This window comes from Novipirellula rosea, assembly GCF_039541335.1.
In the GTDB taxonomy this organism is placed as follows: Bacteria; Planctomycetota; Planctomycetia; order Pirellulales; family Pirellulaceae; genus Novipirellula; species Novipirellula rosea.
The window spans coordinates 107,474-130,969 of record NZ_BAABGA010000120.1 but is presented as its reverse complement, the minus strand read 5'-3'; the positions used below and the strand labels follow the sequence as shown (position 1 = coordinate 130,969).

The window sequence follows — 23,496 nt, the reverse complement described above, 5'->3', positions numbered from 1 at the left end:
ATCGAATCTCCTCAAAAACCTCGCGTCGCGATTCCAATCGTGGTGCGAGGTTTTTTGTGGGTTACGAACTTCGTCCCGGTAACCGCACGGCGAAACAGACTTCGCAGCGATTGCGAGCAAGTTGCCGAATTTGAACATCGGTCGCCCCCCACGACTCGACCTTTCTCCGCCACGATTCGATTCGCTCCGCAGCGTCATAATCCCCCAGCTTCAGCGTGATCAGCAGACCGCGAAAATTGCTGTTGCGATTGCAAACCACATTGGCGACGGTGGCCAGGGTTTGGTTGGGTGTGACACTGGAATCGACCAGCATCCATTTGGCGCCGCGGAATTCGCGGCGTGGCAGATCATCGGCGCGGGCGACGATGTGCCGGAAATGAGGATGCTGGGCGATTCGCGGATCCATCTCAGCTGGATCAATCCCGATCACATCCATCCCCAGTTCGAGCAGACGGCCACAAGCACCACCGGGCGCTGACCCGATCTCGACGGCAAGATCGCCTCGCTGCATTTCAAAACCACTCCACTGGATCGCTTCGGCGGCTTTGTAGTAGGCTCGCGAGACCGGTTCTTCGGCCAAATCGATTGGCTGGATTCCTCCGGGCCAACGCGTTGGCCACGTCTCGGCCTCATGCGTGCCAATGAACCAATGCGACGGTTCAAGCAACACGACATCGAGGATCTTTTCGCCTGGTTGGGCGACGCGGTTCGGAGCGTCCGAGCGGATCCAATCGGCTCCAATTTTTGTATAGATTTCCTCAGCGATCGCACGCGAAACTTCATCAATCCCCGGTTCAAAATCGAATCGGCCGATCGGGGCACGGTCTTTGGGCCAAAGATGCAATTGGTCAAACCGAAACTCGCGGGGATAACGCTCTTCGAGCAAGCCGCACAGCGTGTCAATCAGCGATGCCCCATCGGTTCCGCGTGCTTGCCCCAACGAAGACGAGGAGGTCCGAATAAAGATTCCTTTGGGCGGATTGCGAGCTTCGTCATGTTTGGCGGTAACAAACCCAGGCCGCGAAAAGGCAAGTCGCCAGCCCTCGGACGTGATCGATGCTTTGACCGCATTTTCGGCCCCATAGGCGCAACACATCATTGCGAACGAGGGACCTGATGACGGAGCCGTTGTATTGTCTTTCTTATTCACTGCGAGACTTTGCGGTTATTCGTTGCGGGGGGATCACGGCGAAATGCTGCGAGTCGCTCAGCGACTCCGGGAATCAATTTCGCCGCGTTTTCATGGTAAATTTTCTTGAGCACGTCGTCCGGCAAATCGATGCCATCGATCGTCCAGATGCCTTGCGGAGGAGGCACTTTTTCGCTGTATGGAAAGTTTTCGTCTCGCGTTTCAAAGAATCGCCAGTAGTAACGAAGCCTTGCTTCGGGCCATGGGCCGTCGGTCCCAAACAGAATCCGATCGGCATACCGAATGATGAAGTCGCGTGCGGTATACGGTTGGCGTCCAAGTTCATTGATTCGCGACGCCGGCTCGACCCACAGATTGGGATATTGATCCAACCATTGTCCGACGGTGGCTAGGTCTTCGGAATTGTTAGCCATGTGGGCGCCGATGAACTGCGTCTTAGGATGACGAGCGATCACGCGGTTGCGATCCGCCAGCAGCGAGTCACGCGACGGGAACTTGTCGCCATAAAAACTCCAATCGGGATGACGACTCAGTTCTTCCCAGCGTTCATTGGTTTCATCAATGGGGTCAAAGAAGGCGGCCGGGTCGGCGGTGTGAATGATCACGGGAATCTCTAACTCGCCACAGGTCTGCCAAATCGGATCCCAGCGAGGATCGTCAATCTTGATCAGCGATCCGTCGGGATTTTTGTAGCCGAGGCCAAATCGTTTAAATATTTTCAAGCCACTGACGCCTCGGCTCACGGCGTCACGCAGCTTTTCGCTGGTCCGCTCGGCGAAACCACGACGGTGACAATCCCAGCTAGCCGGATCATCGGCGGCTCCGTCGCCTTGCCAATCGATATTGGCGAAGATGACAAAGCGATCGCGATAATCGGTCCACAGCTCTTTCATATGGGCATCAAGCTGGTTCCCAAGCTTGCCGTCCAACGAGACGCACAGGGCGATCTGGTTGCGATCCATTAATTTGACAAAGTCGTCGATCGCTTGCGAGTTTCCCCGCAATTTGTAATAGAAGTGAGTGTGCACATCGACGACGGGAAACGCCGCGTGGGTGCGAGGGTGGGCCGGGACGCGAAGTTGGCTTTGGGGGCGAAAATTTCTCAGCAAAAGTTCTCGGCCGTCACGTCCGTCCAGCGGAGCAACCGGGGGGGAGAGGGGCATGTCGGTTTCGACCGATTCAGGCGTCTCGGTCGATTTTGGCGTCTCGGTCGATTCCGGCCTCTCAGGCGACTGTCCGTCGGCGATGGACATTGACAACAGGACGACGAACACCCCCAGAATCGCAGGAACCATCGGTGGCAAAGCGATCGCCCTGGCGATCGGGAAAATGCATAGGTTGGTGAAGGATCTTGGTGGCACGCGAGTGATTGACACGTTCTTGCGGCTGCACCTCGTTTGGGCGGCAGTCATCCGAACATTCTCCGGTACAATAACGTCGTTTAAGTTAGCCATCATCGTCTTGGGTCATTGAATGTCATTGGTTGGTAAACGCGGGTGAACATGGATCGAACGGAGTACCAGACGGCAGGCGGCCAGTCGGCAAGCCAAAAACTCTCGCTAGAGGCAACCACGCCCCCCGCGGAAGTTCCCGGCTATCGGCTGCAACAATTTCTTGGCGCCGGTGCATTTGGTCAAGTTTGGGTCGGGCTCGATTTGAACACCGGACGCAGCGTGGCCGTGAAATTCTATCTGCACCGCGGGGGTGTCAACTGGTCGCTGCTCAGTCGTGAAGTCAAAAACCTTGTCCAACTTTCCGCGGATCGCCACGTCGTGCAAGTGCTCGAGGTCGGCTGGGACGCCGTTCCACCTTATTATGTGATGGAATTGGTCACCGGCGGATCGCTCGAAGACTTCCTTGAACATAACCACCAAATGCCGGTAACCGAAGCGGTCGACATGTTCCGCAAGATCGTGGTGGGGCTGAATCATTGTCATGGCAAAGGGGTGCTGCACTGTGACCTGAAACCTGCCAACGTTTTGCTCAGTGACGATAACGAGCCTCGTTTGGCTGATTTTGGGCAAAGCCGGATGTCGCATGACCAAACGCCTGCGCTCGGAACGCTGTTTTACATGGCTCCCGAGCAAGCCGATTTGAATTCCAGCCCGGATGCGCAGTGGGATGTCTACGCAGCGGGAGCGATATTGTATCGGCTGCTGACGGGAACGCCTCCGTATCGTGACGAATCGATCGTCGGCGAGATCGATACCGCAGGCTCGCTTCCCAAACGGCTCGAGCGGTATCGCGAAGCGATTCACAAAAGCGATCCTCCCAACGGCCATTTCCTGGTGCGTGGCGTGGACCGCATGTTAGCCCGGATCGTCAACCGATGTCTCGCTCCGAATCCGGCCGATCGCTACGAGAATGTGCAGCAGATTCTGCAGGACCTAAACCGTCGTGACCGCGCACACGCTCGACGACCACTGATGTTACTTGGCATTGTCGGCCCGCTGCTGGTGTTGCTGGCGACCGGAATTTTTGCTGCACGAAGTGTCGAGCACGCCAGCCAAAGTACGGTCAAGGCACTTCGCCAAGAAGCATTTGGCAGCAATCAATTGGCTGCCAAATTTGCTGCACGCATGCTCGAAAGCGAGATCGAACGCTACTTTCAAGCCGCGCGAACCGAAACACGCGGTCAGGAACTTCGCCAACTGTTGCAAGAATCGTTCAATCACCCTGAGATGAAATCTTCACGCGAGATCATTGGATCTTCGCGCAGCAGCGCGGCCGAGAAGATCGCCGCCCGCGAGGCGATACTCGACGCGGAACCGCGACTTCGGATCGACCATTGGCTCCGTGAACGATTGCAGCGGTACGATGATCCGTCCCCCTCATCACGCCGACCGCGTTTTGCCACGATGTTTATCACCGATGCGATGGGAACGATCATCGGAATCGTGTACGACGAAGCCATTCCACGATCGCAAAACAGTGCCGGACGCAACTTTGCATTCCGTGGCTATTTCCACGGCGGACGGAACGATCTCGCCCCTGAAACCCCACCCGAAACGATTGCCCCACTCGAACGCACTCATTTGTCCGCGGCGTTTCAAAGTACGGCGACGGGGCTTTGGAAAATCGCGGTGAGCACTCCGATTTATTTCACCGACGATCACACCCGACCTGATGCGGTTTTTGTGGCTACCATCAATCTCGGTGATTTTCAGTTGCTGCAAAGTGAACAAGGAGCCAATCAAATCGCGGTGCTGATCGAAGCACGCGAAGGACCGATGCGAGGCACGGTGCTGCAACACCCCTTGATGGACCATCGGCGTGAAGCAGGCACAACGTTGGCCGGCGAGAAATTCCAAGTCGATGCAAAATTGATCGATCGCATTCTGGAAGGAGGCGATGTCGATTATCGAGATCCCGTTTCCAACTGTGTCGACGGCAAACCTTACGCGGGTGATTGGATCGTCGCGATGCAGGCGGTGGAATTGCCGAATCCGAATGGTCTTGGACTGGACCAAGAAGGTGAACTTTCAAAAGAAACCACCGATTTGTTGGTGCTGGTCCAATACCGGCTTTCGACCGTTATGGCGCCGGTGGGGCAAATGCGTTCGGTGCTGTTGACCGAAGGAGCCGCAGCAATCGCATCGATCTTGCTCGTGACCGTCGTATTGTGGATCTTCGTGCAACGCACGGGCGAATCCAGGGTCGCTTCGGAAAGCGTCCCGGATAAAGACACGAGTGATCGAACCGGAATGACCGAAACCATAGCGGTTTGATGTCCCCGAGAAAGGTTCTCACTCACTTAAAACGCCTCCCTTCGAAAGGCTCCCACCAGGAAACGAAATGGCTGATCTCAATAAGGATGTCGACGAGCCAGCGGACGACGACGCTCCGATGCAATCCGCGGCTCAGAACAACAACCAAGAAAGCGGCGATGCTGACAACGACGTGACGAAGGCCAGCGACGACACAGCACAGCCCACCGACAACGCGTCGCATTCGAGTGACGAACCGTGGATCGACGATGCCGAAGAATTGTCGCTCGATGATCTCGGCGCGGCCTATGCGCGAGCCGCAGCCAAACATGATCCCGAAGCCTTTGCCCCCAGCGAGGAGGAGGAGGCTGCGAATGAATCATCTGCCGATGAGTTAGAAGCCGCGTTCGAAGACGAAGCGGACGCCGAAGAAGACGAACTGGTAACGCCCGAAGCGATCATCGAAGGCGCGTTGTTTATCGGTCACCCTGAAAACAAACTGATCACCGAACAGCGACTTGCGGCGCTGATGCGTGAGGTCACGCCCGAAGAAGTGGTCGAGTTGATCGCAAAGCTGAACCAGTCGTATCGGGACGCGGACCAAGCGTTGCGAATCATTCGGGATGACCAAGGGTACCGGATGACGATTTCACCGGAAGTCGAGAATGTGCGGCGATCCTTTTCGGGCAAAATCCGCGAAGCCAAACTCGCGCAGGCCGCGATCGAGGTTCTTGCGCTTGTGGTGTACCAGCCCGGCATTTCGGCCCAAAAAGTTCAAGACCAGCGTGGTCGCGAATGCGGCCCGTTGCTGAACCAACTCGTTCGTCGCCAACTGCTGAGCATCGAGCGAAAAATCCCCGAGGAGGGTGGCCGAGCGGTCCCACATTATTATCCGACCGAGCGATTTTTGACGCTGTTTGAACTCGAATCGCTTGACGACCTGCCGCAAGTCGAAGAAGGCCTCCGCGGTGTAACCTAAGGTTTCAGCAGCCAGCGAAACTCGCCAAAAGTTCCGTCGAGCCTCATCCGCGTGGGGACATAGCTTAATTTTGGGGGTTGACTTTGAGTTGGACGAGGGGAAGGATTCCTTTTGGTGACGTTGCTGGTCCCTTCAACCTTGGTGAGGTGTGTAATGGTCCGCTTGGCACGCTCGGAAGTCTTTGATCCCGATGAAATCGCGATCGCCCACACATATAATCGCACCGTCCGGCGATGCTTCTTGATGGGCGACGATCCAATCTCGGGAAAAAACTTCGATCATCGCAAAGTGTGGATCGAACAGAGACTCATTCAATTTGCTGCCGCCTTTGGGGTAGATTTACTGGGTTTCGCGATTCTCTCGAGCCATTTCCACTTGATTCTTCGCTCTCGCCCGGATGTGGTCGCTACTTGGAATGACAAGGAAGTGGCCCGGCGATGGATGATGATTTGTCCGCATCGCCGCAGTGCTGACGGTTCGCCGATGCCGCCGACAGAACCCGAAATCCAGTCGATCGCGGGATGTCCGGTCAAATGCACCGAGATTCGCAGGCGACTCAGCAGCATCAGTTGGTGGATGCGACTGCTCTGCCAACGTGTCGCTATGCGGGCCAACCAGGAGGACGAAGAATCGGGGCATTTTTTCCAAGATCGCTTCCGTGCGACTCGGATTGCTGACGAAGCATCGCTGCTTGCTTGTGCCGCCTACGTGGATCTCAATCCGATTCGAGCCGCGATGGCCGAAACGCTCGAACAAAGCGATCACACCTCGGTGCAGCGGCGAATCCAAGCGATCACCGCTGCTCCGCAGGATGTGACCGGCGGAGATGAGCCGAGCTCAACGATTCAGGGGAACGCAATGAACAGCTTCCTTGCTCCGCTGCAGATCGATGAACAATCCGATCCGATCGGCCCCTGCGTGAGCGAATCTGGCGAGCGTTGCAGTGACAAAGGTTTTCTGGCGATGACGCTTGAAGACTATCTTCAAATGCTCGACTGGACGGCTCGACAGGTGGCGCCGGGCAAACGTGGGCGGACTCCTGCCAGCGTGCCTCCGGTACTGAAGCGATTGGGATTGGACGCGGCCTCGTGGTGCGAATTGGTCACCGACTTTGGCAAGTTGTTTTGTACGGTCGCGGGGCGACCGGAGTGTGTGGATTCGATGCGAAGTCATCGCACGCACCGCCGCTATCATTTGCGGCGACGGGCACGCGAACTGCTGACCACGTTGGCTTAGCAGGTACCTGCCTCTTTTTTGGGGTGCAGTGAGTGGATAATCCTCTCCGATAAATGATGTTGCGCCCGGTCACCAACTTTCTTGCTTCGCGGCGTTAGTAAGGACGCGAATCCCATCGGATTGAAGTCGACCTTCGCCAAACATTCGGCGATTTGCCAAGGACCAGTCTACCAGGGCACAAGCATCTACGTCTGCAAAGTGCTATGTCCCTACGTTGAGAGTCCTATGTCCCTACATTGAGAGTCTCAGCAAAGTGCTATGTCCCTGTGTTGAGAGTCGATGTCCCTATGTTGAGAGTCGATGTCCCTATGTTGAGAGTCGATGTCCCTATGTTGAGAGTCGATGTCCCTATGTTGAGAGTCGATGTCCCTATGTTGAGAGTCGATGTCCCTGTGTTGAGAGTCTATGTCCCTATGTTGAGAGTCGTTGCCTATTCGGCTTTCGGTTCTGGCTCTGCAGCAATCTCTAGCCATACGGGGCTCTTCGCTGACATTGGCACCGTGATGCGAACATTCTGAATCACGGGGCCGCCAGGAATCGGTAGCTGGGTTTGCGGATATTCTGCTCCGCCCTGAATCTCGACCGTGATTCCGTCTTGTTTTTGGACATCGGCGGTTGGCAGCCACCACACATGCCGATTCGGAATGCCTTCGTATTGCCAATGTCGACTCAGTCCTGCTGGGTACGTTAACTTTGTTGCGTCGGCAACATCCGTCGTCAGATTTAATCGCGTCATTTCGCGTTGACTTTCGGGCACGGCGACTTGTGGCAACCGATTCACCGGTAACACTCGCCAGCCAAATGGTTCGTTGACCTCCCCGCTGACGCCCGCAAGCGTTGCAAAATCAATATCGGGATAGAACGCGGAGAGCGGTTCACGCAACGAATTGCTCGACGCGTCAGAATCGTTCTGGGAATCGGGAATCACCTCGACTTCACGCCACAGGAATCTTGCATCAAACCGTGTCACGAATTGGCATGCCACGATCGGTGTACTACCTGGGGCTGCATGCGGAAGAAAGCCGACACGATCGGGGTGTGCGGCATCAAAGATGATTTCCACAATCGGCTTGGCTCCCGAGGGGAATGGCTTGAAGTGCGCAAAGATCCGCATCGTCGTACCATCTTGCTGAATCGCATTCTCGGTAATCAATTCACGTGCATAGCTCTCGTCGTATTGCGTGGGCGAGACGATCGATTCCCGCAGTGAAACAGGAATCCCATCCGAAAGATTTACTTGGGCTTCGGGGATTTCGACAGCAGACACTTCGCTGGCAAGGATGGGGCGGACCGAAATGCCCAGCGGACAATACGGATACCCTCCAAGTTCGTCCCCCATAACCGAACGCAGCGACGGCACGATGCCAATCAATCCAACCAAGTTCGATCGATGGGCTCGCATCACCTTGATCCCTTCGCGGTGCCCAATGCCTTCGTGTCCGTGTCGCTCCTGCGGAATATAGAATCGGGGCGATGGTGCGGGAACGGTGGTCGCAGGCGAAATCCAGAGACAATTTCCCTTGCTGTCGTAAACGTCGGGCACGTCCATCGCCCCGTACTTTTTCAGCGGATGCTTGAGCGAGTAACTTTGTACTTTTAGCTTGAGCGGCTCGTCCAATGGATATGCTGTCGATTGTCGCGAAACGCTGCCGGTACTCGAACTGCCATAGGACGTAAGCCACGTCACAGGATGATGCTGCTGTAACACAAGCTCGTCATCAATGAACACTTCACTGTGGTGCCCCGTGGCGTCCTTCGTACACTTCAAATGAATCACGTGCTCCCCATCGGGCAAGGCAACCGCTTGGTAGTCTGCGGGGAATTCCACCTTATTGATTGATTCGGTCGCTAACCTTAATTCCAAATCGGAGTCCGCCGGCACGTGGTATCGCCAACTGTTAATATTGTTCCAAATGCTTGGCAACGAGCGAACATTTAGTTTCTGGTCGTCAAGAATGATCAACTGAGTTGTCGCAAACCGCATCGTCTCGATCTCTGACTCGAGCATCGGAATTTGACGCCGAGCAAAGATGACGGGCAACCACGTCGCGACCACCGTGGTCAACAACAGCAATTCGAGCAGCCCAAATCGCATCCAGCGGCCCTTGGTTGGGCCGGTTCCCGCGGGTGCCGCCGATTCGTTGCAGGACGCAGTGCGAGGCTGCACCGGGGTGTGAAGATCCGATCGATTCATGGCGTGGCTTCCTGCATCGATTCAGCCTTTCCACGAGCCCAAGCCTCAAAGGCATCGCGATGTTTATCGCTGAAGAGGTAAACCACTAGACCTTGATACAAGTCGATCTCGGGATCGCCATTTCGCTTCTTCGCAAGACTCTTTTCACGGATTCGAAACAAACAGATTGCCTCGTCGGTTTCAAAAGTACGGGTGGCGTGCTCGGGCTTTACCGGCACGTCAATGACGAGATCCTCGAGTGCATCGAGTCCAAATTCGTCGGGCATGGTCGCCGTACTGGAACTGCCTCCGGTAGTGCGACAGAACATCCATTTGCCGTCGGCGTGAATCAGTGCGATCGTCGCAAGCACTTCCTTGGCTTCGGAATTTGAACCACTCCAACTTCCACCGGAACTGCCGCGGCCGTGCGGTGAATCTGCCGTCACCAATCCACGCTGAGTTTTATAACACGGACCATAGTTTGCCGGAATGTGAATGCGGTACTGCCACACATACGCTTGGTCCACTCCCGGTGGGATATCCTCTTCCGAGTAAGAAACACACGCGATGGCCACCTTCGTCGGATCTTCGACCTCCAACAATCCCACCTGTTCTCGCAACTCCGCGTGCGTATGGCGGAGCTGAGCCAGTTGTCGGCTGTATCCAATCGATCCCGCCAAGCCGACGATCGCTGCGAGCGACAGCGTGATGCGAATGATCCGAAGCGGTCGTGAGCTCGTAGCAAACAAATGGAAATCCAACAAAACGATGTGAAGCAAATGGTCCAGACGAACAGTGACGTTGGATCAACCACCAGTGACGTTGGATCAACCGCGGGGCACAAGCGTCACGAACGGCCCCCCCATTCTAACAGCCATCACGGCGAGGGGGGCTCGCAGTGACGAATGAAGACTGGATGACATCAAGAGCGATCAAGGTTGCGTGACATCGGCGTCCTCCGTGGCAGACCACCATTGGTCCAACAACGCGTGCATCGCGGCGATGCGTGCCGTTTGAGCGGGATCGTCCGCCAGATTGGATCGTTCTTCGGGGTCACTAGCGAGGTCGAACAAAGCTCGTGATAAAGCGGGAGTCGCCGGACCAGGAACGACCAACTTAAAATCGCCCTCTCGCACCCAGCGTCCACGGACGTGTCGCGAGGGCCGTCCCAGCACTACCGCATCATTGGGGTAAATGGCGCCAAAAGCAGGACGATCCGGCGGCGACTCTCCGGCGAGTGCGGTCGGCATCAAATCCAGGCCATGCATCCGAGGTGTCACCTCGGAGGACAGGCCAACGGCCGACAGCACGGTTGGAACGAGATCGACAGTGCGAACAAGTGATTGATACTGGGCCGGCGAAACGTGGCCGTCCCAGCGAATCAGAATTGGTGTCCGCAGACCGTCCTCGTACTGCGAAAGCTTGGACCGAGCATCTTGCTGTTCATGCCGCTGCCGGTGCGGACGCAGACCGTTATCTGAAGCAAATACCACAAGCGTATTGCTCAGCAAATCCTTTCGCTGCAAATGGTCAAGCAGCGATCCGACGGTCTCATCGAATCTCGCAATCTCGGCGTAGTAGGGTAACAGATACTCCGGTACGTCCTTGCCATCGTACAAACGCCGAAACCGGTCGGGTGCATCGTAGGGAGTGTGAGGAAGGAACGGTGCATACCATACGAAAAAGGGTTGCTTTCCGGCATGCTGATCAACGAAGTCATAGATCGGTTGCATCGTCTCGCGACCAATCATCAAGCCAGCGTCACCGTTGCCATGTGCGACCCACTCGCCCCCGGATTGTTCGCGAGTCCCCGTGATTTTGCCGAGTCGATCCGCAGGACGACCGAGCGTCATGCCATCCGTAAATCCGGCGGTACGGTAATCGCCCTCCCAGTGCTTGCCCGTTTGCAAACAGGCGTAACCGTGCCGAGCAAGGATTCGAGGCAGCGTCGGCACTCGCTGGATCAGATAGTCACTCGTGGCCCGCGTCGCATGGTACTCCGCTGCCGACATCGCACGCATCGCCGCCAAGCCCGGCGGCGGGTGATTAAAGTGAATGCCATGCTGATGGGGATACAGGCCGGTCAACAGCGTCGCCAACGATGGCCTGCAAACGCTCATAGGGACATAACCGTTGACATAACATGCTGAGTTTGCAGCGAGTTGATCCAGGCGAGGCGTGTGCACGATCGCATTGCCTATGAAGCCGAAATCGCGATACGACTGGTCGTCCGCAAGAATCATCACCACATTCGGACGCTCTACTGCGGAGGCAACACTGCACGCGGTGCAACCGACAATCATTACACACAGAAACCACCATGGCCGGCTCGGGTGCCGTGCTGTGCCACGACGACATTCGGCAGTGCCCGAGTGCCTAGCGGCAGCTCTACTTTCGACCTCAACATTGTCTTGGTCAAAGTAAGAATTGTGATGCCCGCATGAGAGCGGCACTGATTTTGTCACGCACATGGATGCATTCAGAAAAGGGAGGGAAATTGTTGGTCAGGAGGTCAGCGTTTGCTGGAGAGGACAGAAAATGGAGCGTTCGCCTGCTGTCAAAGCTTCAATGGCGAGTCGAGCCAAAGAGCGTCATCTGCGGCTCCCCACACCGTACATAACATATCAGCTTCGCCCGGCACGTTCCCTGGCCGCCGATGCTTTCGAAAGTCTTGACGACTTCCGCTATGGGTAATCGTGGCCGCTCGAACTGCGGCTCAGCAGCCTATTTTCCTAGGCGAAGGGGGGCCGAGACCAAGAAGATGGATCTCATTACCAGCGGCGGATCAAGAAGATCCTCGCACGTGGGTGCCCGACAGACTGGGTTTTGTCCGACCGCAAGTTTCCTCTGAACAAAACGCGGTAAAGCAAATGCCCACGAATAATGCCCACGGATGACGCCGCGTACCGGATCCGATCCTGGTACGCTTTCAAGTAGGCGTCGAGATAGATGATTTGTCCACGAAACGTGGACGATCGGATCAGCAAGGATTGGGGCTCCGAAAGTCTTCGCGACTTTCGCTACGCCCTGTTTGCAACTAAACCAAAGTTTCCAGCAAACGGCGGAGCTTCCTTAGTTCCACGCGATGATCGAGCCCTTCGATCGGTGACATATGCACGGTTAGGGCTCGGTCGTACTTCTCGCGCTCGAGCTGTGTGACGAGCTTGCCATAATCGACTTCGCCTTGGCCGACACTGACTTGGAATGCATCAGGACGTGTGTCGCGAAGATGCACATTGCAGACGAACTTCAGAATTTTGTCTAAGTTCTTGGTGTTCGCTTTGCCCGCGATGTAAACGCTGGGGTCAAAGGTTACGCCAAGTCCGTCGACGTTGTTACACAACACCATCAGCGTATCGGGGTCTTCGCTCAGACACCCCAATTGGCAGCGGACCGCCACCCGGGCACCTTCGGTTTCGGCAACCTTGACCAACTTCTGAAGATGTTCGACTTCTTCGTTGAACGGGGTTCCGAGTTCGGCTGACGGAACGGTGATATTGACGACCTTGGTCGCTTTGGCGATGCGGCAAATCTCTTTGAAGTCAGCGTAGTGCTGATCACCGGTCGATGCGAGCTGGACACTGTACCCCGAAATATCCATGCGATGCGAGCTACGCAAAATCTGAGCCGCCCGATCAACGTCGGTCACCAAGTCGCTGGGTTTGATTTTCCCCGATTCGTGCAGCGCGATTTCGACCGCAGTGAACTCCAAATCTTGAAGCACTTCGATTGCTTCACGCAATTCCATTTCGGGCCAACATTCTGTCGAAGCAGCAACAATCATAAGAGCATCCTATCCCGTTGTTCTATCAAGTGCGTTTTTAACGCTTGGTCTTTTCGTTTTTTACAGCTTACAAAGAAAACGTGCTCCAGCAAAACCCCGTTCACCGCTGGGGAGCGATGGTTCTAGGAATTGCGGTGTCTCTTGAGCGATTCGCTGACTCGCTTCAAAATCACCCGGTCCTCGTGACTCAGCGAATCGGGCCCCTGCTCGTGCAGCCGCTCGAGAATCTGATCCAGCTTGGTAGCGTCGACCGCTTCATCGTGCTCACGCTGTAACGCTCGCCGTGCTCGCCGACGGGCAAACCATCCCCGCAATCGCTCGCTCAGTCCATCGGGCGGTACCAGTTCCTCGTCCGAATCCTGCTGCTGGTGCCGCTCCCACAGCGAATCAATCAGCTGTCTCGCCCTTGCCACGCTAGCGGTTCGCAACAATGCAAATGCTAGCAACAAAAAGAAAGGCCAACGGGGCACAACGAGTGGGTTATCGAAACGCATTGTTGCGATCGCGATACCGACCATCAGAAGACTGATCCCTAACAACATACGATGCAACAAGATGGCTGCGACCGATTGAGTCAACTTGGGACCGACCGTCACAATGATTGATGCAATCAAATGCCGTCCCAAGGTCATCCGAAGTGGGTAGAGTTGCCCCACTGCTTGCAGCCAGAAAAGCCACCCCGAAAAGTGCAGCATCGAATCGGCGGGCGTCATCCCAAATCCAGGGATCGCGAACAGCCCTCTCTCCGCCGCGGCGGTGGCCGATTCGCCCGACTTTGCGATCGCAATCAGTCCTGCGCCGACGACCACCAGCGTTACAAGGGTAGTGATTGCCGCCACCAGTGTTCGCTTGGCACTCATTGCTCCTTGATGCCATCCGATGCCGACCAAACTAAAGGAGAGCACGACGTCACGGCGAATCGCGAATCCCGCGTAGATCACTGCTTGCAGTGACCATCCCATGATCCAAACGACGATACCCAGCAGCGACGCGATCGCGAGGTCTCGGTTTCCCGGGCCGCTTCCGACAATCGAGATCACGCCGGCGACGGCGGCGGTGGCAAACAGCACCCAATACGACAAAGCCAAGCGACGCCCCAACACCTTTCCAATGGGCACCGACGCAGGGGGCAACTCGGTCGCCACCGGTTCCGTATCGCCGTTCGGGTAGGGGGCCATCTTAGGCATCAGTAAATAATTGCACTCATGATTTACGTCGATTTAAACGAACGAGCTGGTTTTAGACAACGAGTTGCCTTTGGCTTACCTATGACGTTTTCGGACCCAATCACTTCGTTTCAATTCCCCATTGGGTTCGCGATACGAATCACTTCGCCTAGTCGCCAGTTTTGGTCGTGGGCGGTTCACTGACTTCTTGCCCAATGGCATAAGCCAAGCGACCGATCATGGCAAAATAAACAAACGCCATTCCTACGGTCAAAAAGATGCCTCCCACTGCTGCAACCGGAGAGGGCATCGTCGAGGAAACGGCATAAGTCAAGAATAAGGCAAAAAACATAATCGCGGCAGTGAAATAAAGTCCTCCCCAGGCCTCTTGGGCGCGAGTCACACTGCGAGCCACTTCGGCTGAAAACGGCGTCAAAGGACTATTACTATCCAGCATCGACAGCAAAACAAAGGGAAAGAAAATGTACAGCGACAGCATGGTTAGCGCCGCGGTGAGCAGCGATTGCCCAAACACAAATTGAGCGATCCCGTAGACGGGAATGATGGCAAAGCCGGCAGCAGAAAACACCTCGATCAAATTCTCGAGCCACCCCATCGGGTCAAACACAGGCCATTCGCTGACCTTCTCTTCTCCGTTGGCAATCGACTGCAGAATCGCGAAGCCACAACTGACCACGACGAGCCCGAACACGATTCCGGCGGGGACCAAGGCAATCTGTAAAACGCGAACTTCCGATGCCAAGACCACGATCGCGGGCACCGATGCAATTAGCGACAATGCGACCCAGTGTGCGAGCACTCCAAGGTCGCGAAAAATGCCAAAGATGCCGGCCAACCATCCGCTGATGCTGGGGATGTCGTCATCGTGTCTTTGTACGGTTTCTTCGACTCGCGATGCCTCGTCGAGTAATTGCTGGGCTGATTTACGGTAGGGATCCGAGCGGCGATCGGACGACGAGACTTGCGATGCCTCGAAGGCAAACGTGGCGGCGTTATCCATGTCGATCACGACTTTTTTGGGCACGCGTGGAGGCTGGCGGACCCGAATGGGGGAATGGCAATCGTTGCACTTGATCGTCTTTCCCGCTTGGCTGGCTTGAACGATCCGCTGTGAACCGCACGTCATACACTGCACGCGATATTCGGTGGCGTACTCGACTGGCGTCTTTTTTGTTCCCAACTCGGCTGCGAGGTCCATCTCGTCATCAACGATGTTCTCGTCACCAAGTTCGATCACGTCGTCGTCGCCACCGGGGGTCCCCGATGTTGGGATCACCGGCGTGGGGATCACGGGTGCGGAGCGAGGCGTTCCGACGGGTGGCTTTGATAGCGCCGGGCGAAGGACAAACGGATCATCCCCGTCCCCGTCCCCATGTGCTGCGTCCCCGCTTGCGGAGGCTTTCGGTTTGGGGACCGATTCGATGGTGGAGGTAAACTCGTCCAGCTCGGCAGCGAATTCTCCGAGCAAAGTGTCTTCGTCGGGACTGACCGATCGAGGCGGCTTCGCTTTTCCGCTGGGGTTAGCCGAGGCTGTAGCGGGCGAAGACGGACGCGGATTGACCTTCGCGGTTTCGAGGGTTGACGGTTTGTTCGCTGGAACGGGATCGGTATCCAGAGTCAACCAATCATCGGCATCATCGCTGGTCGTCGCACTCAATCCGGGAGCCAGAAACGCGGCAGCACAGTGAGGGCACGAGACCCGCAACCCTGCCGAACTATCGGGAATCGAGACCGACTTGCTACAGCGAGGACAGATCAGAGATAAGGGCATGGAACACACGGGGCGTTTGGCCGAGGTTGTAGAGGAGGCGTGGAGAGGACGTTTCGCAAAACAGCCCATCCTCTCATTCTATCCTGCCCGGCGGCTCGCTTCGCGTGGGTGGTCACGATTTTCACCCGATCGGCGGCGGCACCGCTGGCTCCACTTACCGCCGCGGTTCGGACAGCCCGCCGATGCCCTCGACTTTGGTCGCGTTCGCGGCACCAGCCGTCCTGCTGCAGCGAAAAAACGTTTGCATCGGACCGGGCGGCTCCTCGCCGCACCGTTCAAAAAATCGACAAAAACTGTGAGCATTCGCTACACAGCGCGGCGATGCTAGCTGTCGAGTACTTCGGACTCGCGACTTTTTGCGAGCTCGGCGGCTTGCGCTTCGAATTTTTTGGTCAATTCTTGGACCTCTTCCTTCATGCGATCACGATCGTCCTCGGAGATCTCTTTGGCCTTTTCCGAGTTATCGATGGCCTTGTTGGCATCACGACGAATGTTGCGAATCGAGACCTTGGCTTCTTCGGACAATTCCTTGATCCGCGAAACCATTTTCTTTCGCACTTCGGTGGAAAGCGGCGGCACGTTCAGGCGAATGATGCGTCCGTCGTTTTGCGGGTTCAGCCCCAAATCGCCGGCAACGATCGCCTTTTCGATTTCTTTGATCGTGGCCGCATCATAGGGACGAATCACGATCTGCTGGGGTTCGGGCGTTCCGATCGAAGCAAGTTGCTTAAGCGGAGTCGCTGAACCGTAGACTTCGACTTTCAACGAGTCCACCAAGCCTGGGTTCGCACGTCCTGTGCGGATTCCGGACAAGTTATGGCTGAGAACGGAGATTGCTTTATCCATACGTTCTTCGGCATCGAGAAGCACATCATCGCTGGACATCTTGCATCCTTGGGAATGGAGTAACAGAGGGAAGACTAGAGTTAATACAGTGTATCGGTTGCGGCTGTTATTGTTTCTTTTCAGCGCCGATCCAAGTTCCGACGTTTTCGCCGGAGATAGCGCGAACGATGTTTCCGTTCTTCTTAAAGTTAAAGACCACAATCGGCTTTTTGTGTTCGCTGCACAGTGCGATCGCGGTTGCGTCCATCACTCGCAAGTTCTTTTCCATGACGTCGCTATAAGTCAGCGACTCGTACAGCACGGCGTGCGGATTCTTTTCCGGGTCGTCGCTGTAAACGCCATCGACACGCGTGGCTTTGAGCACCACGTCAGCTTCGATCTCAAGTGCTCGCTGGGCCGCCGCGGTGTCGGTGGTGACAAAGGGGTTACCGATGCCGGCGGCAAGAATCACCACTCGGCCGCGTGTCAAATGACGCAGTGCTCGGCGGCGAATAAAGGTTTCGGCAATCTTGTCGGTCGGGATCGCCGACATCACACGCGTTTGCAATCCGTGAGCTTCCAGCGCGTCTTGCATGGCAAGCGAGTTGATGATCGTCGCGAGCATTCCCATGTAATGGGCTGTTGCTTCGTGGACCATCGAGTTGCTGCCGGAAAATTGGGCGCCGCGAAGGATATTGCCGCCGCCGATCACGATCGCAATTTGACAGCCGGTGTCGTGCGCTAACTTGATCTGGCGAGCGATTTCGCCCGACTCTTCACCGCTGATTCCACGTCCGCCTGAATCAGCGAGACTTTCGCCGCTAAGTTTTAAGACGACGCGTTTGTAATGCAGGGGAGCGTTGACGTCGGAGCCATCCGACTGGGGAGCGTCAGACATGGTGTTGAAGACTTTCGCGTTTGGAAAAGCGGAGAGGGTTGGAAACCAGGGCGTGATTGTTAAGGGTGGATCGCAGAAATCACTGAAATTGCGATTTGCCGCCAGTGCTAAGCATAACGGAAAGTATACGAAAAAACCTCGCCGGTCCGATGGGGGACAAGCGAGGTTATCGCGGTTTGCAGTCGCCACCGCAGCGGTGGCAATCGAGCCTAGGTTACGCGTCGACTTTTTCGCCGATAACCCAGTGCCAGTAATTCTTTACGGTCATGCCGTTGGCTTTGGCGTATTCGCCCACCGATTGCTTGTCGTCTTTGACAAACGGTTGCTCAAGCAAGCAGCGTTCGGCATAGAACTTCTGCATCCGGCCATCGACCATTTTTTCGGCGATGTTTTGTGGCTTGCCTTCCGCGATAGCGGCTTCCAACAAAACTTCACGCTCGCTGGCGACCACGGCAGGATCGATCGAGTCTTTGCTCAAGCTTTCCGGACGCATCGCAGCGATGTGCATCGAAACGTCTTTGGCTGCATCGTCGTTGCCGCCTTCGATTTCGACCAAAACGCCTGCGGTGGTTCCGGCGTGGTGCATGTAACCGCCACAGGTGCTTTCGACGCGGATCATACGACCGACTTTGAAGACTTCGCGGATGCGATTGAACATGTCTTCTTTTTGCGTTGCCAAGGTGGTGCCGGGTTGTGACGGCGAGTCTTGGGAAAGCAATTCTTCAGCGTTCGCAGCACCAGGGCCGGTCGCGTACTGCTGAGCCAAGTCCGCAGCCAATTGAATGAACTGCTCGTTGGTGGTCACAGGGGCGCTTTCGCACAGCAACTCAACCATCGCGCCGACCTTTTTGTCGGTACCGATGTAAAGCCCGAAACGACCAAACGCGGTTTCGCGGTCGCTACGCTTGTCGGCGAGAGCTTGGCCCTTCTTGCGAAGTAGCTCAACCGCCTTTTCTTCGTCGCCACCCGCTTCGGTCAACGCTTTTTTGCAGTCCATCATCGGCAATCCCGTACGCTCACGGAACGCCTTCACCGCGGCCGCAGTGATATCAGCCATCTCTTCATCTCCAACGTATAAAAAACAGTTTGTATTGTTGCTTGCGATCCTTGCGAGAGTCGAATTGCTCTCCTTCACCGACAAGCTTTAGGCACATGCCATTTTTGATTAAGCGACTTGGGGCTCTTGTCGCGATTATCGCCATTTCTTAATCGCCCCCACTCGAAACCGTGCGGACAGGATCGCGGATATCGGTGCCGCGAAAATGACGGGGACCGAAGCGTTTGCGACCAAGCCGCGAACCACACAACGCTCGATTGCCATGAAGCCGCTTCGTCCATTGCGAATCGGGGCGGCTATCACGCCAAGCGGTGGAAGGGGCCCAAAAATGTGAGCCCGCATAATCGGGGGACCCAAAACCGGATCCCCCCAAAAAATCGTCCTGAGAAAACTAGCCTTCGGCCTGAGGCGATTGAGCCGCTTCCGATTGGGTTGCCGCAGCAACCATTTCAGCTTCCGTGCCAGTTGGCTTGGTTTGCTGAGGTTGGGGGCTGCTTTCGGTCGCCGATTGTCCCTTGCCCGCGATCACCGCGTCAGCAAGTTGCTTCATGATCAATTCGATGCTGCGGATACCATCGTCGTTACCGGGAATCGGCAAGTCGACTTGGGTTGGATCGCTATCGGTATCGATCAACGCGACAGTGGTGATGCCAAGGCGTTTTGCTTCGCGGATCGCGTTACGCTCTTTGCCTGGGTCAACGATGAACAAGCACTCGGGCAAGCGATTCATGGTTCGCAAGCCGTTCAAGTTACGGTACATCTTGCGATGCTCGCGGTTCAGTGCCGACTGCATCTTCTTGCTGTAGTTGTCCATCGCGCCGGTTTGACGCATGTTTTCCAATTCTTCCAAACGGCCAAGGCGGCTACGGATGGTACGGAAGTTGGTCAACGTTCCACCCAACCAACGCTCGCTGACGAAGGGCATTCCACAGCGGAGCGATTGCTCTTCGAGGGCTTCGCCCGCTTGACGCTTGGTTCCCACGAACAGGATCAAGCTGCCGCCTGCAGCAACTTGGCTGAGATATTTTTTAGCTCGCAACAGACCGCGAAGGGTTTCGCGGATGTCCATGATGTGAATCTGGTTTTTGCGGCCGAAGATGTACGGAGCCATCTTCGGATTCCACAGGCTGGTGCGGTGACCAAAATGGACACCGGCTTCGATCATTTCTTGAACGATTGGACTTGATGGAGTGGACATCGAGCGAAATTTTTCCTTTTCAGAAAGCGGACCGTCTGCGGGCTACGAGAATCGCTAGCAAAAACGTTCACTAGCGAATTCCAGGGCATTCGAGGCTGCCGATACAGTGGCAACCACACACGCCCTTCGTCCCATCTTGCAAGCGGCAAAACAAGTTTAGAAAGCTACGGAGAGACAGTCGCCGCAGCTAAGCGAAGTGCGGAGGTTAGCGGAATCGAGAGATTTGAGCAAGGGAGTAGGTTTTATCGTCTGGGGTAGCGAAAAATATTGCGGTCATTCCGCAACTTGATGGCGACAAAATGTCGCTGTTGAGAACCCGTTTTTTGCTTTTCTGTCTTATTTTCAGAGAAAGCGTCGAGGTGGACATTACGTTTCGATGCCCAAAATATAGAATTCGGATAAGTTTGCGAATCCGAATGATCGATACAAACACTATATCTTCACTCAATACATCCATTCCCAATGGAGGTGCGTTTCTACGCATCCAGCGAAGCTCATGACGGCCTCTCCGACCACTTTAAAAGACGTATCTACCGTTTCCGGCATTACCGTTCGCCTGGCAGGCGACTCTGGGGACGGGATGCAGCTACTCGGCACCCAATTGACCAACACCAGTGCGTTGGCGGGGAATGACGTGGCCACTTTCCCCGATTTTCCCGCGGAAATCCGCGCCCCACGGGGCACCCGGGCTGGGGTCAGCGGTTTCCAAGTCCGTTTCGCCAGCGAAGAAATCTTCACTCCGGGCGACTATCTTGACGCCTTGGTGGTCATGAATCCGGCTGCCATGGTCACCAATTTGGGTGACCTGCGCAAAGGCGGTATCCTGATCGCAAACGAGGATGGCTTTAACGAAAAAGAGTTCAAACTCGCCAAAGTCGAATCGAACCCGCTGGACGCCAGCGTGATCGAAGAGGTGTATCGCGTCATTAAAGTGCCGATGACCGCACTGACACGCGATGCCGTTGCGGCCCATGGTTTGAGCCAAAAAATCGCCGATCGCTGCAAAAACTTCTTTGCAATGGGATTGGTCTACTGGCTATTTGGCCGCTCGCTCGACCCCACCCTGCGTTTCATCCAAGACAAATTTGGCAAGAAACCCGATATCGCGGCGGCAAACGAAGCGGCCCTGCGAGCCGGTTGGGCTTACGGCGAAACGACCGAAGCGTTTGGCGAAAGCTATCAAGTCGAGGCGGCTGAACTCGAAAAAGGCACCTACCGCAACATGATGGGCAACCAAGCACTCGCTTGGGGACTGGTCGCTGCATCGAAGCTCAGCAGCAAAGACATGTTCTACGGAACCTATCCGATCACGCCTGCGAGTGACATCCTGCACGAATTGACTCGCTTCAAAAACTTTGGCGTACGAACATTCCAAGCCGAAGACGAGATTGCCGCGGTCTGTGCGACGATCGGAGCTGCCTTTGGTGGCACGATGGCAGTCACCGCCAGCAGCGGGCCGGGGATCGCACTGAAAGCCGAAGCGATGGGCCTCGGCATGATGCTTGAACTGCCGATGATCGTGATCAACGTTCAGCGTGGTGGCCCAAGTACGGGGCTGCCAACGAAGACCGAGCAGAGCGATTTGCTGCAATGTATGTTTGGCCGTAACGGCGAATCTCCGCTGCCAATCTTGGCACCGCGATCGCCCGGCGACTGCTTCGATATCGCAGTCGAAGCTTGGCGAATTGCGACCGAATGCATGTGCCCGGTGGTGATTCTGTCGGATGGCTATATCGCCAACGGCAGCGAGCCATGGAAGATCCCCGACGTGGCGAAGCTTCCTAAGATCAAGATCACGCATCCCGAAGGTGCCGATCCGGACGAGCCATTCATGCCGTACGCACGCGATGAAAACCTGGCACGTCCATGGGCGATCCCTGGCACCGAAGGGTTGATGCATCGTCTCGGTGGCTTGGAAAAAGAAGATGGAACTGGAAACGTCAGCTACGATCCGGCAAACCATCAACACATGACTGACACGCGAGCAGCGAAGGTCAGCCGGATCGCGGAGCGAATTCCCGACCAAGACGTGTACGGGGAAACCAGCGGCGACGTCCTGGTGATCTCGTGGGGCGGAACCTACGGTTCGTGCCACACGGCGGTTCGCACCTGCCGCAACGCAGGCCACTCGGTCAGCCACGCTCACTTGCGTTACATCAACCCCATGCCAAAGAACTTGGGCGAATTGATGAAGGGCTTCAACAAGGTCATCGTGCCCGAGTTGAACACAGGGCAATTGCGAATGCTGCTGCGAGCGAAGCACTTGGTCGACTGCATCGGCGTCAACAAAATCCAAGGAAAACCATTCGCGGTTAGCGAGTTGGTCGAAGCGATCGAAGAGCATGTTTCGACCGCCAAAGGTGGCAAGTCCAAGGCTGACGTGCGAAGCAAAGCGGGTTAACGGACGCGAACCGTCCCCCCACCCCACGTTCGTTCCCCCTCAGCAACACACTTACTTCGAATCTTTCTGAAATGAATCTTCCTGTTTTAAAAGCGGCCGACTTTGCTTCGGACCAAGACGTTCGTTGGTGCCCTGGATGTGGCGACTACTCGATCTTGGCGCAAATGAAAAAAGTGCTCCCCGAACTGGGTGTGCCTCGTGAAAAGACCGTGTTCATCAGCGGAATCGGCTGCAGCAGCCGATTTCCGTACTACATGAACACCTACGGAATGCACAGCATCCACGGTCGCGCCCCTACGTTCGCAACGGGGCTGAAATCGACGCGGCCTGACTTGATGGTCTGGGTGATCACGGGCGACGGTGATGCGCTGTCGATCGGCGGCAACCACTTTATCCATTGCCTTCGCCGTAACCTCGATATCAACATCGTGCTGTTCAACAACCGTATCTACGGTTTGACCAAGGGCCAATACAGCCCGACGAGCACCGAGGGACAAGTCACCAAGAGCACCCCGATGGGCTCGATCGACCATCCGCTGCATCCGCTGTCGGTCGCGCTTGCGGCCGAGGCAACCTTTGTCGCACGAAGCATCGATGCGCACGTCAAACACCTCGGTGAAACGCTAAAGCGAGCAGCCGAGCACAAAGGGACGTCGCTGGTCGAGGTTTACCAAAACTGCAACGTGTTCAATGACGGCGCAATGGCTTATGCCCAAGAACGCAAGCAACGGGCTGAAAACGTGGTCGAGCTCGAACACGGCAAGCCTCTGATCTTTGGCACCAACAGTGACAAAGCAGTGCGGTTGGTCGGCAATCATCTTGAAGTGGTCAACGTGGCCGACGTGCCCGCAGACGACTTGCTGATTCATGACGAAAAGGAAATGAATCCCTCGATCCAAATGATGCTGGCTCGGATGCGATACCCGGAAATGCCTGAACCGATCGGTGTGCTGCGAGCCGTCGAAGGGGTCGCCACTTACAACGACCAGATCAACGACCAAGTCACGCTTGCCAAACAGAAAAAGGGCGAGGGAGACCTGCAGGCCCTCTTCAACTCGGGTGACACCTGGGACGTCGCCTAGGGGCCGAGCCAAAGGTAAATTTAGGGGCAGCCAAACTCACGCGTGAGT

At 55.9% G+C, this 23,496-nt stretch carries 20 protein-coding genes; 6 read left to right on the top strand and 14 right to left on the bottom strand.

Translation table 11 applies throughout. From position 1 onward, the window contains the following. Positions 1-61 precede the first annotated feature (61 nt). Both ABD971_RS32830 and ABD971_RS32825 read right to left on the bottom strand, forming a co-directional pair. The gene (locus ABD971_RS32830; RefSeq protein WP_345327905.1) at positions 62-1,150 is read right to left on the bottom strand and encodes an SAM-dependent methyltransferase; all 1,089 of its coding nucleotides are present in this window, start codon (positions 1,148-1,150) and stop codon (positions 62-64) included. Continuing rightward, positions 1,147-2,313, bottom strand: coding sequence for an amidohydrolase family protein (locus ABD971_RS32825; protein WP_345327904.1), 1,167 nt, complete (start codon positions 2,311-2,313; stop codon positions 1,147-1,149). The genes ABD971_RS32830 and ABD971_RS32825 overlap by 4 nt, the downstream gene beginning before the upstream one ends. Between ABD971_RS32825 and ABD971_RS32820 the strand changes: the two genes are divergently transcribed. The 4 genes from ABD971_RS32820 to ABD971_RS32805 all read left to right on the top strand — a co-directional run bounded on the left by ABD971_RS32820 (position 2,312) and on the right by ABD971_RS32805 (position 7,072). Beyond that, complete coding sequence (locus ABD971_RS32820) at positions 2,312-2,623, top strand: hypothetical protein (RefSeq protein WP_345327903.1); 312 nt, start codon at positions 2,312-2,314, stop codon at positions 2,621-2,623. The genes ABD971_RS32825 and ABD971_RS32820 overlap by 2 nt on opposite strands. A 29-nt stretch (positions 2,624-2,652) precedes the next feature. After that, positions 2,653-4,878 carry a protein kinase domain-containing protein gene (locus ABD971_RS32815; protein WP_345327902.1) on the top strand — a complete coding sequence of 742 codons (2,226 nt, stop codon included), beginning with the start codon at positions 2,653-2,655 and terminating at the stop codon, positions 4,876-4,878. Between the two features lie 67 nt (positions 4,879-4,945). After that, positions 4,946-5,836 carry an SMC-Scp complex subunit ScpB gene (locus ABD971_RS32810; RefSeq protein WP_345327901.1) on the top strand — a complete coding sequence of 297 codons (891 nt, stop codon included), beginning with the start codon at positions 4,946-4,948 and terminating at the stop codon, positions 5,834-5,836. Between the two features lie 153 nt (positions 5,837-5,989). Further along, positions 5,990-7,072 carry a hypothetical protein gene (locus ABD971_RS32805; RefSeq protein ID WP_345327900.1) on the top strand — a complete coding sequence of 361 codons (1,083 nt, stop codon included), beginning with the start codon at positions 5,990-5,992 and terminating at the stop codon, positions 7,070-7,072. Positions 7,073-7,328: 256 nt separating this feature from the next. On the opposite strand, the gene ABD971_RS36150 is transcribed toward ABD971_RS32805, so the two are convergent. The 12 genes from ABD971_RS36150 to rpsB all read right to left on the bottom strand — a co-directional run bounded on the left by ABD971_RS36150 (position 7,329) and on the right by rpsB (position 19,965). Then, positions 7,329-7,403: a hypothetical protein gene (locus ABD971_RS36150; RefSeq protein WP_425571417.1), complete on the bottom strand. Its 75-nt coding sequence runs from the start codon at positions 7,401-7,403 to the stop codon at positions 7,329-7,331. Between the two features lie 99 nt (positions 7,404-7,502). Further along, entirely contained in the window at positions 7,503-9,266 is a 1,764-nt protein-coding gene (locus tag ABD971_RS32800) for a hypothetical protein (protein ID WP_345327899.1), read from the bottom strand. Further along, a complete protein-coding gene (locus ABD971_RS32795) occupies positions 9,263-9,994 on the bottom strand; it encodes a hypothetical protein (RefSeq protein ID WP_345327898.1) in 732 nt (243 codons plus the stop codon). The genes ABD971_RS32800 and ABD971_RS32795 overlap by 4 nt, the downstream gene beginning before the upstream one ends. A gap of 183 nt (positions 9,995-10,177) precedes the next feature. Further along, positions 10,178-11,488 (bottom strand): sulfatase-like hydrolase/transferase, encoded by a 1,311-nt coding sequence (locus ABD971_RS32790; protein WP_345327897.1) that lies wholly within the window; start codon positions 11,486-11,488, stop codon positions 10,178-10,180. A gap of 794 nt (positions 11,489-12,282) precedes the next feature. After that, positions 12,283-13,029 carry a sugar phosphate isomerase/epimerase family protein gene (locus tag ABD971_RS32785; protein WP_339942815.1) on the bottom strand — a complete coding sequence of 249 codons (747 nt, stop codon included), beginning with the start codon at positions 13,027-13,029 and terminating at the stop codon, positions 12,283-12,285. 122 nt (positions 13,030-13,151) lie between these two features. Continuing rightward, positions 13,152-14,216: a hypothetical protein gene (locus tag ABD971_RS32780; protein ID WP_345327896.1), complete on the bottom strand. Its 1,065-nt coding sequence runs from the start codon at positions 14,214-14,216 to the stop codon at positions 13,152-13,154. Positions 14,217-14,364: 148 nt separating this feature from the next. Continuing rightward, complete coding sequence (locus ABD971_RS32775) at positions 14,365-15,987, bottom strand: hypothetical protein (protein WP_345327895.1); 1,623 nt, start codon at positions 15,985-15,987, stop codon at positions 14,365-14,367. 324 nt (positions 15,988-16,311) lie between these two features. After that, entirely contained in the window at positions 16,312-16,872 is a 561-nt protein-coding gene (frr, locus tag ABD971_RS32770; RefSeq protein ID WP_339942821.1) for a ribosome recycling factor, read from the bottom strand. Positions 16,873-16,939: 67 nt separating this feature from the next. Then, the gene (gene pyrH / locus ABD971_RS32765) at positions 16,940-17,710 is read right to left on the bottom strand and encodes a UMP kinase (protein WP_339942823.1); all 771 of its coding nucleotides are present in this window, start codon (positions 17,708-17,710) and stop codon (positions 16,940-16,942) included. 214 nt (positions 17,711-17,924) lie between these two features. Then, the gene (gene tsf / locus ABD971_RS32760; RefSeq protein WP_339942824.1) at positions 17,925-18,767 is read right to left on the bottom strand and encodes a translation elongation factor Ts; all 843 of its coding nucleotides are present in this window, start codon (positions 18,765-18,767) and stop codon (positions 17,925-17,927) included. Between the two features lie 135 nt (positions 18,768-18,902). After that, positions 18,903-19,031 carry a hypothetical protein gene (locus tag ABD971_RS32755; RefSeq protein ID WP_345327894.1) on the bottom strand — a complete coding sequence of 43 codons (129 nt, stop codon included), beginning with the start codon at positions 19,029-19,031 and terminating at the stop codon, positions 18,903-18,905. 127 nt (positions 19,032-19,158) lie between these two features. Next, a complete protein-coding gene (gene rpsB, locus ABD971_RS32750) occupies positions 19,159-19,965 on the bottom strand; it encodes a 30S ribosomal protein S2 (RefSeq protein ID WP_345327893.1) in 807 nt (268 codons plus the stop codon). A gap of 496 nt (positions 19,966-20,461) precedes the next feature. Here rpsB and ABD971_RS32745 point away from each other — a divergent pair, with 496 nt between their 5' ends. Both ABD971_RS32745 and ABD971_RS32740 read left to right on the top strand, forming a co-directional pair. Further along, positions 20,462-22,366 carry a 2-oxoacid:acceptor oxidoreductase subunit alpha gene (locus ABD971_RS32745; protein WP_339942829.1) on the top strand — a complete coding sequence of 635 codons (1,905 nt, stop codon included), beginning with the start codon at positions 20,462-20,464 and terminating at the stop codon, positions 22,364-22,366. A gap of 71 nt (positions 22,367-22,437) precedes the next feature. Further along, positions 22,438-23,448, top strand: coding sequence for a 2-oxoacid:ferredoxin oxidoreductase subunit beta (locus ABD971_RS32740; RefSeq protein WP_339942831.1), 1,011 nt, complete (start codon positions 22,438-22,440; stop codon positions 23,446-23,448). The last annotated feature ends 48 nt before the right edge of the window (positions 23,449-23,496 follow it).

Excerpts from the sequence above, each read along its gene's own strand:
- ABD971_RS32820 (WP_345327903.1), top strand. The coding sequence starts at position 2,312 with ATGTCGGTTTCGACCGATTCAGGCGTCTCGGTCGATTTTGGCGTCTCG.
- ABD971_RS32825 (WP_345327904.1), bottom strand. The coding sequence starts at position 2,313 with ATGCCCCTCTCCCCCCCGGTTGCTCCGCTGGACGGACGTGACGGCCGA.
- ABD971_RS32815 (WP_345327902.1), top strand. The coding sequence starts at position 2,653 with ATGGATCGAACGGAGTACCAGACGGCAGGCGGCCAGTCGGCAAGCCAA.
- ABD971_RS32810 (WP_345327901.1), top strand. The coding sequence starts at position 4,946 with ATGGCTGATCTCAATAAGGATGTCGACGAGCCAGCGGACGACGACGCT.
- ABD971_RS32805 (WP_345327900.1), top strand. The coding sequence starts at position 5,990 with ATGGTCCGCTTGGCACGCTCGGAAGTCTTTGATCCCGATGAAATCGCG.
- ABD971_RS32800 (WP_345327899.1), bottom strand. The coding sequence starts at position 9,266 with ATGAATCGATCGGATCTTCACACCCCGGTGCAGCCTCGCACTGCGTCC.
- ABD971_RS32790 (WP_345327897.1), bottom strand. The coding sequence starts at position 11,488 with ATGATTCTTGCGGACGACCAGTCGTATCGCGATTTCGGCTTCATAGGC.
- ABD971_RS32785 (WP_339942815.1), bottom strand. The coding sequence starts at position 13,029 with ATGATTGTTGCTGCTTCGACAGAATGTTGGCCCGAAATGGAATTGCGT.
- ABD971_RS32780 (WP_345327896.1), bottom strand. The coding sequence starts at position 14,216 with ATGCCTAAGATGGCCCCCTACCCGAACGGCGATACGGAACCGGTGGCG.
- ABD971_RS32775 (WP_345327895.1), bottom strand. The coding sequence starts at position 15,987 with ATGCCCTTATCTCTGATCTGTCCTCGCTGTAGCAAGTCGGTCTCGATT.
- frr (WP_339942821.1), bottom strand. The coding sequence starts at position 16,872 with ATGTCCAGCGATGATGTGCTTCTCGATGCCGAAGAACGTATGGATAAA.
- pyrH (WP_339942823.1), bottom strand. The coding sequence starts at position 17,710 with ATGTCTGACGCTCCCCAGTCGGATGGCTCCGACGTCAACGCTCCCCTG.
- tsf (WP_339942824.1), bottom strand. The coding sequence starts at position 18,767 with ATGGCTGATATCACTGCGGCCGCGGTGAAGGCGTTCCGTGAGCGTACG.
- ABD971_RS32755 (WP_345327894.1), bottom strand. The coding sequence starts at position 19,031 with ATGGCAATCGAGCGTTGTGTGGTTCGCGGCTTGGTCGCAAACGCTTCG.
- rpsB (WP_345327893.1), bottom strand. The coding sequence starts at position 19,965 with ATGTCCACTCCATCAAGTCCAATCGTTCAAGAAATGATCGAAGCCGGT.
- ABD971_RS32745 (WP_339942829.1), top strand. The coding sequence starts at position 20,462 with ATGACGGCCTCTCCGACCACTTTAAAAGACGTATCTACCGTTTCCGGC.
- ABD971_RS32740 (WP_339942831.1), top strand. The coding sequence starts at position 22,438 with ATGAATCTTCCTGTTTTAAAAGCGGCCGACTTTGCTTCGGACCAAGAC.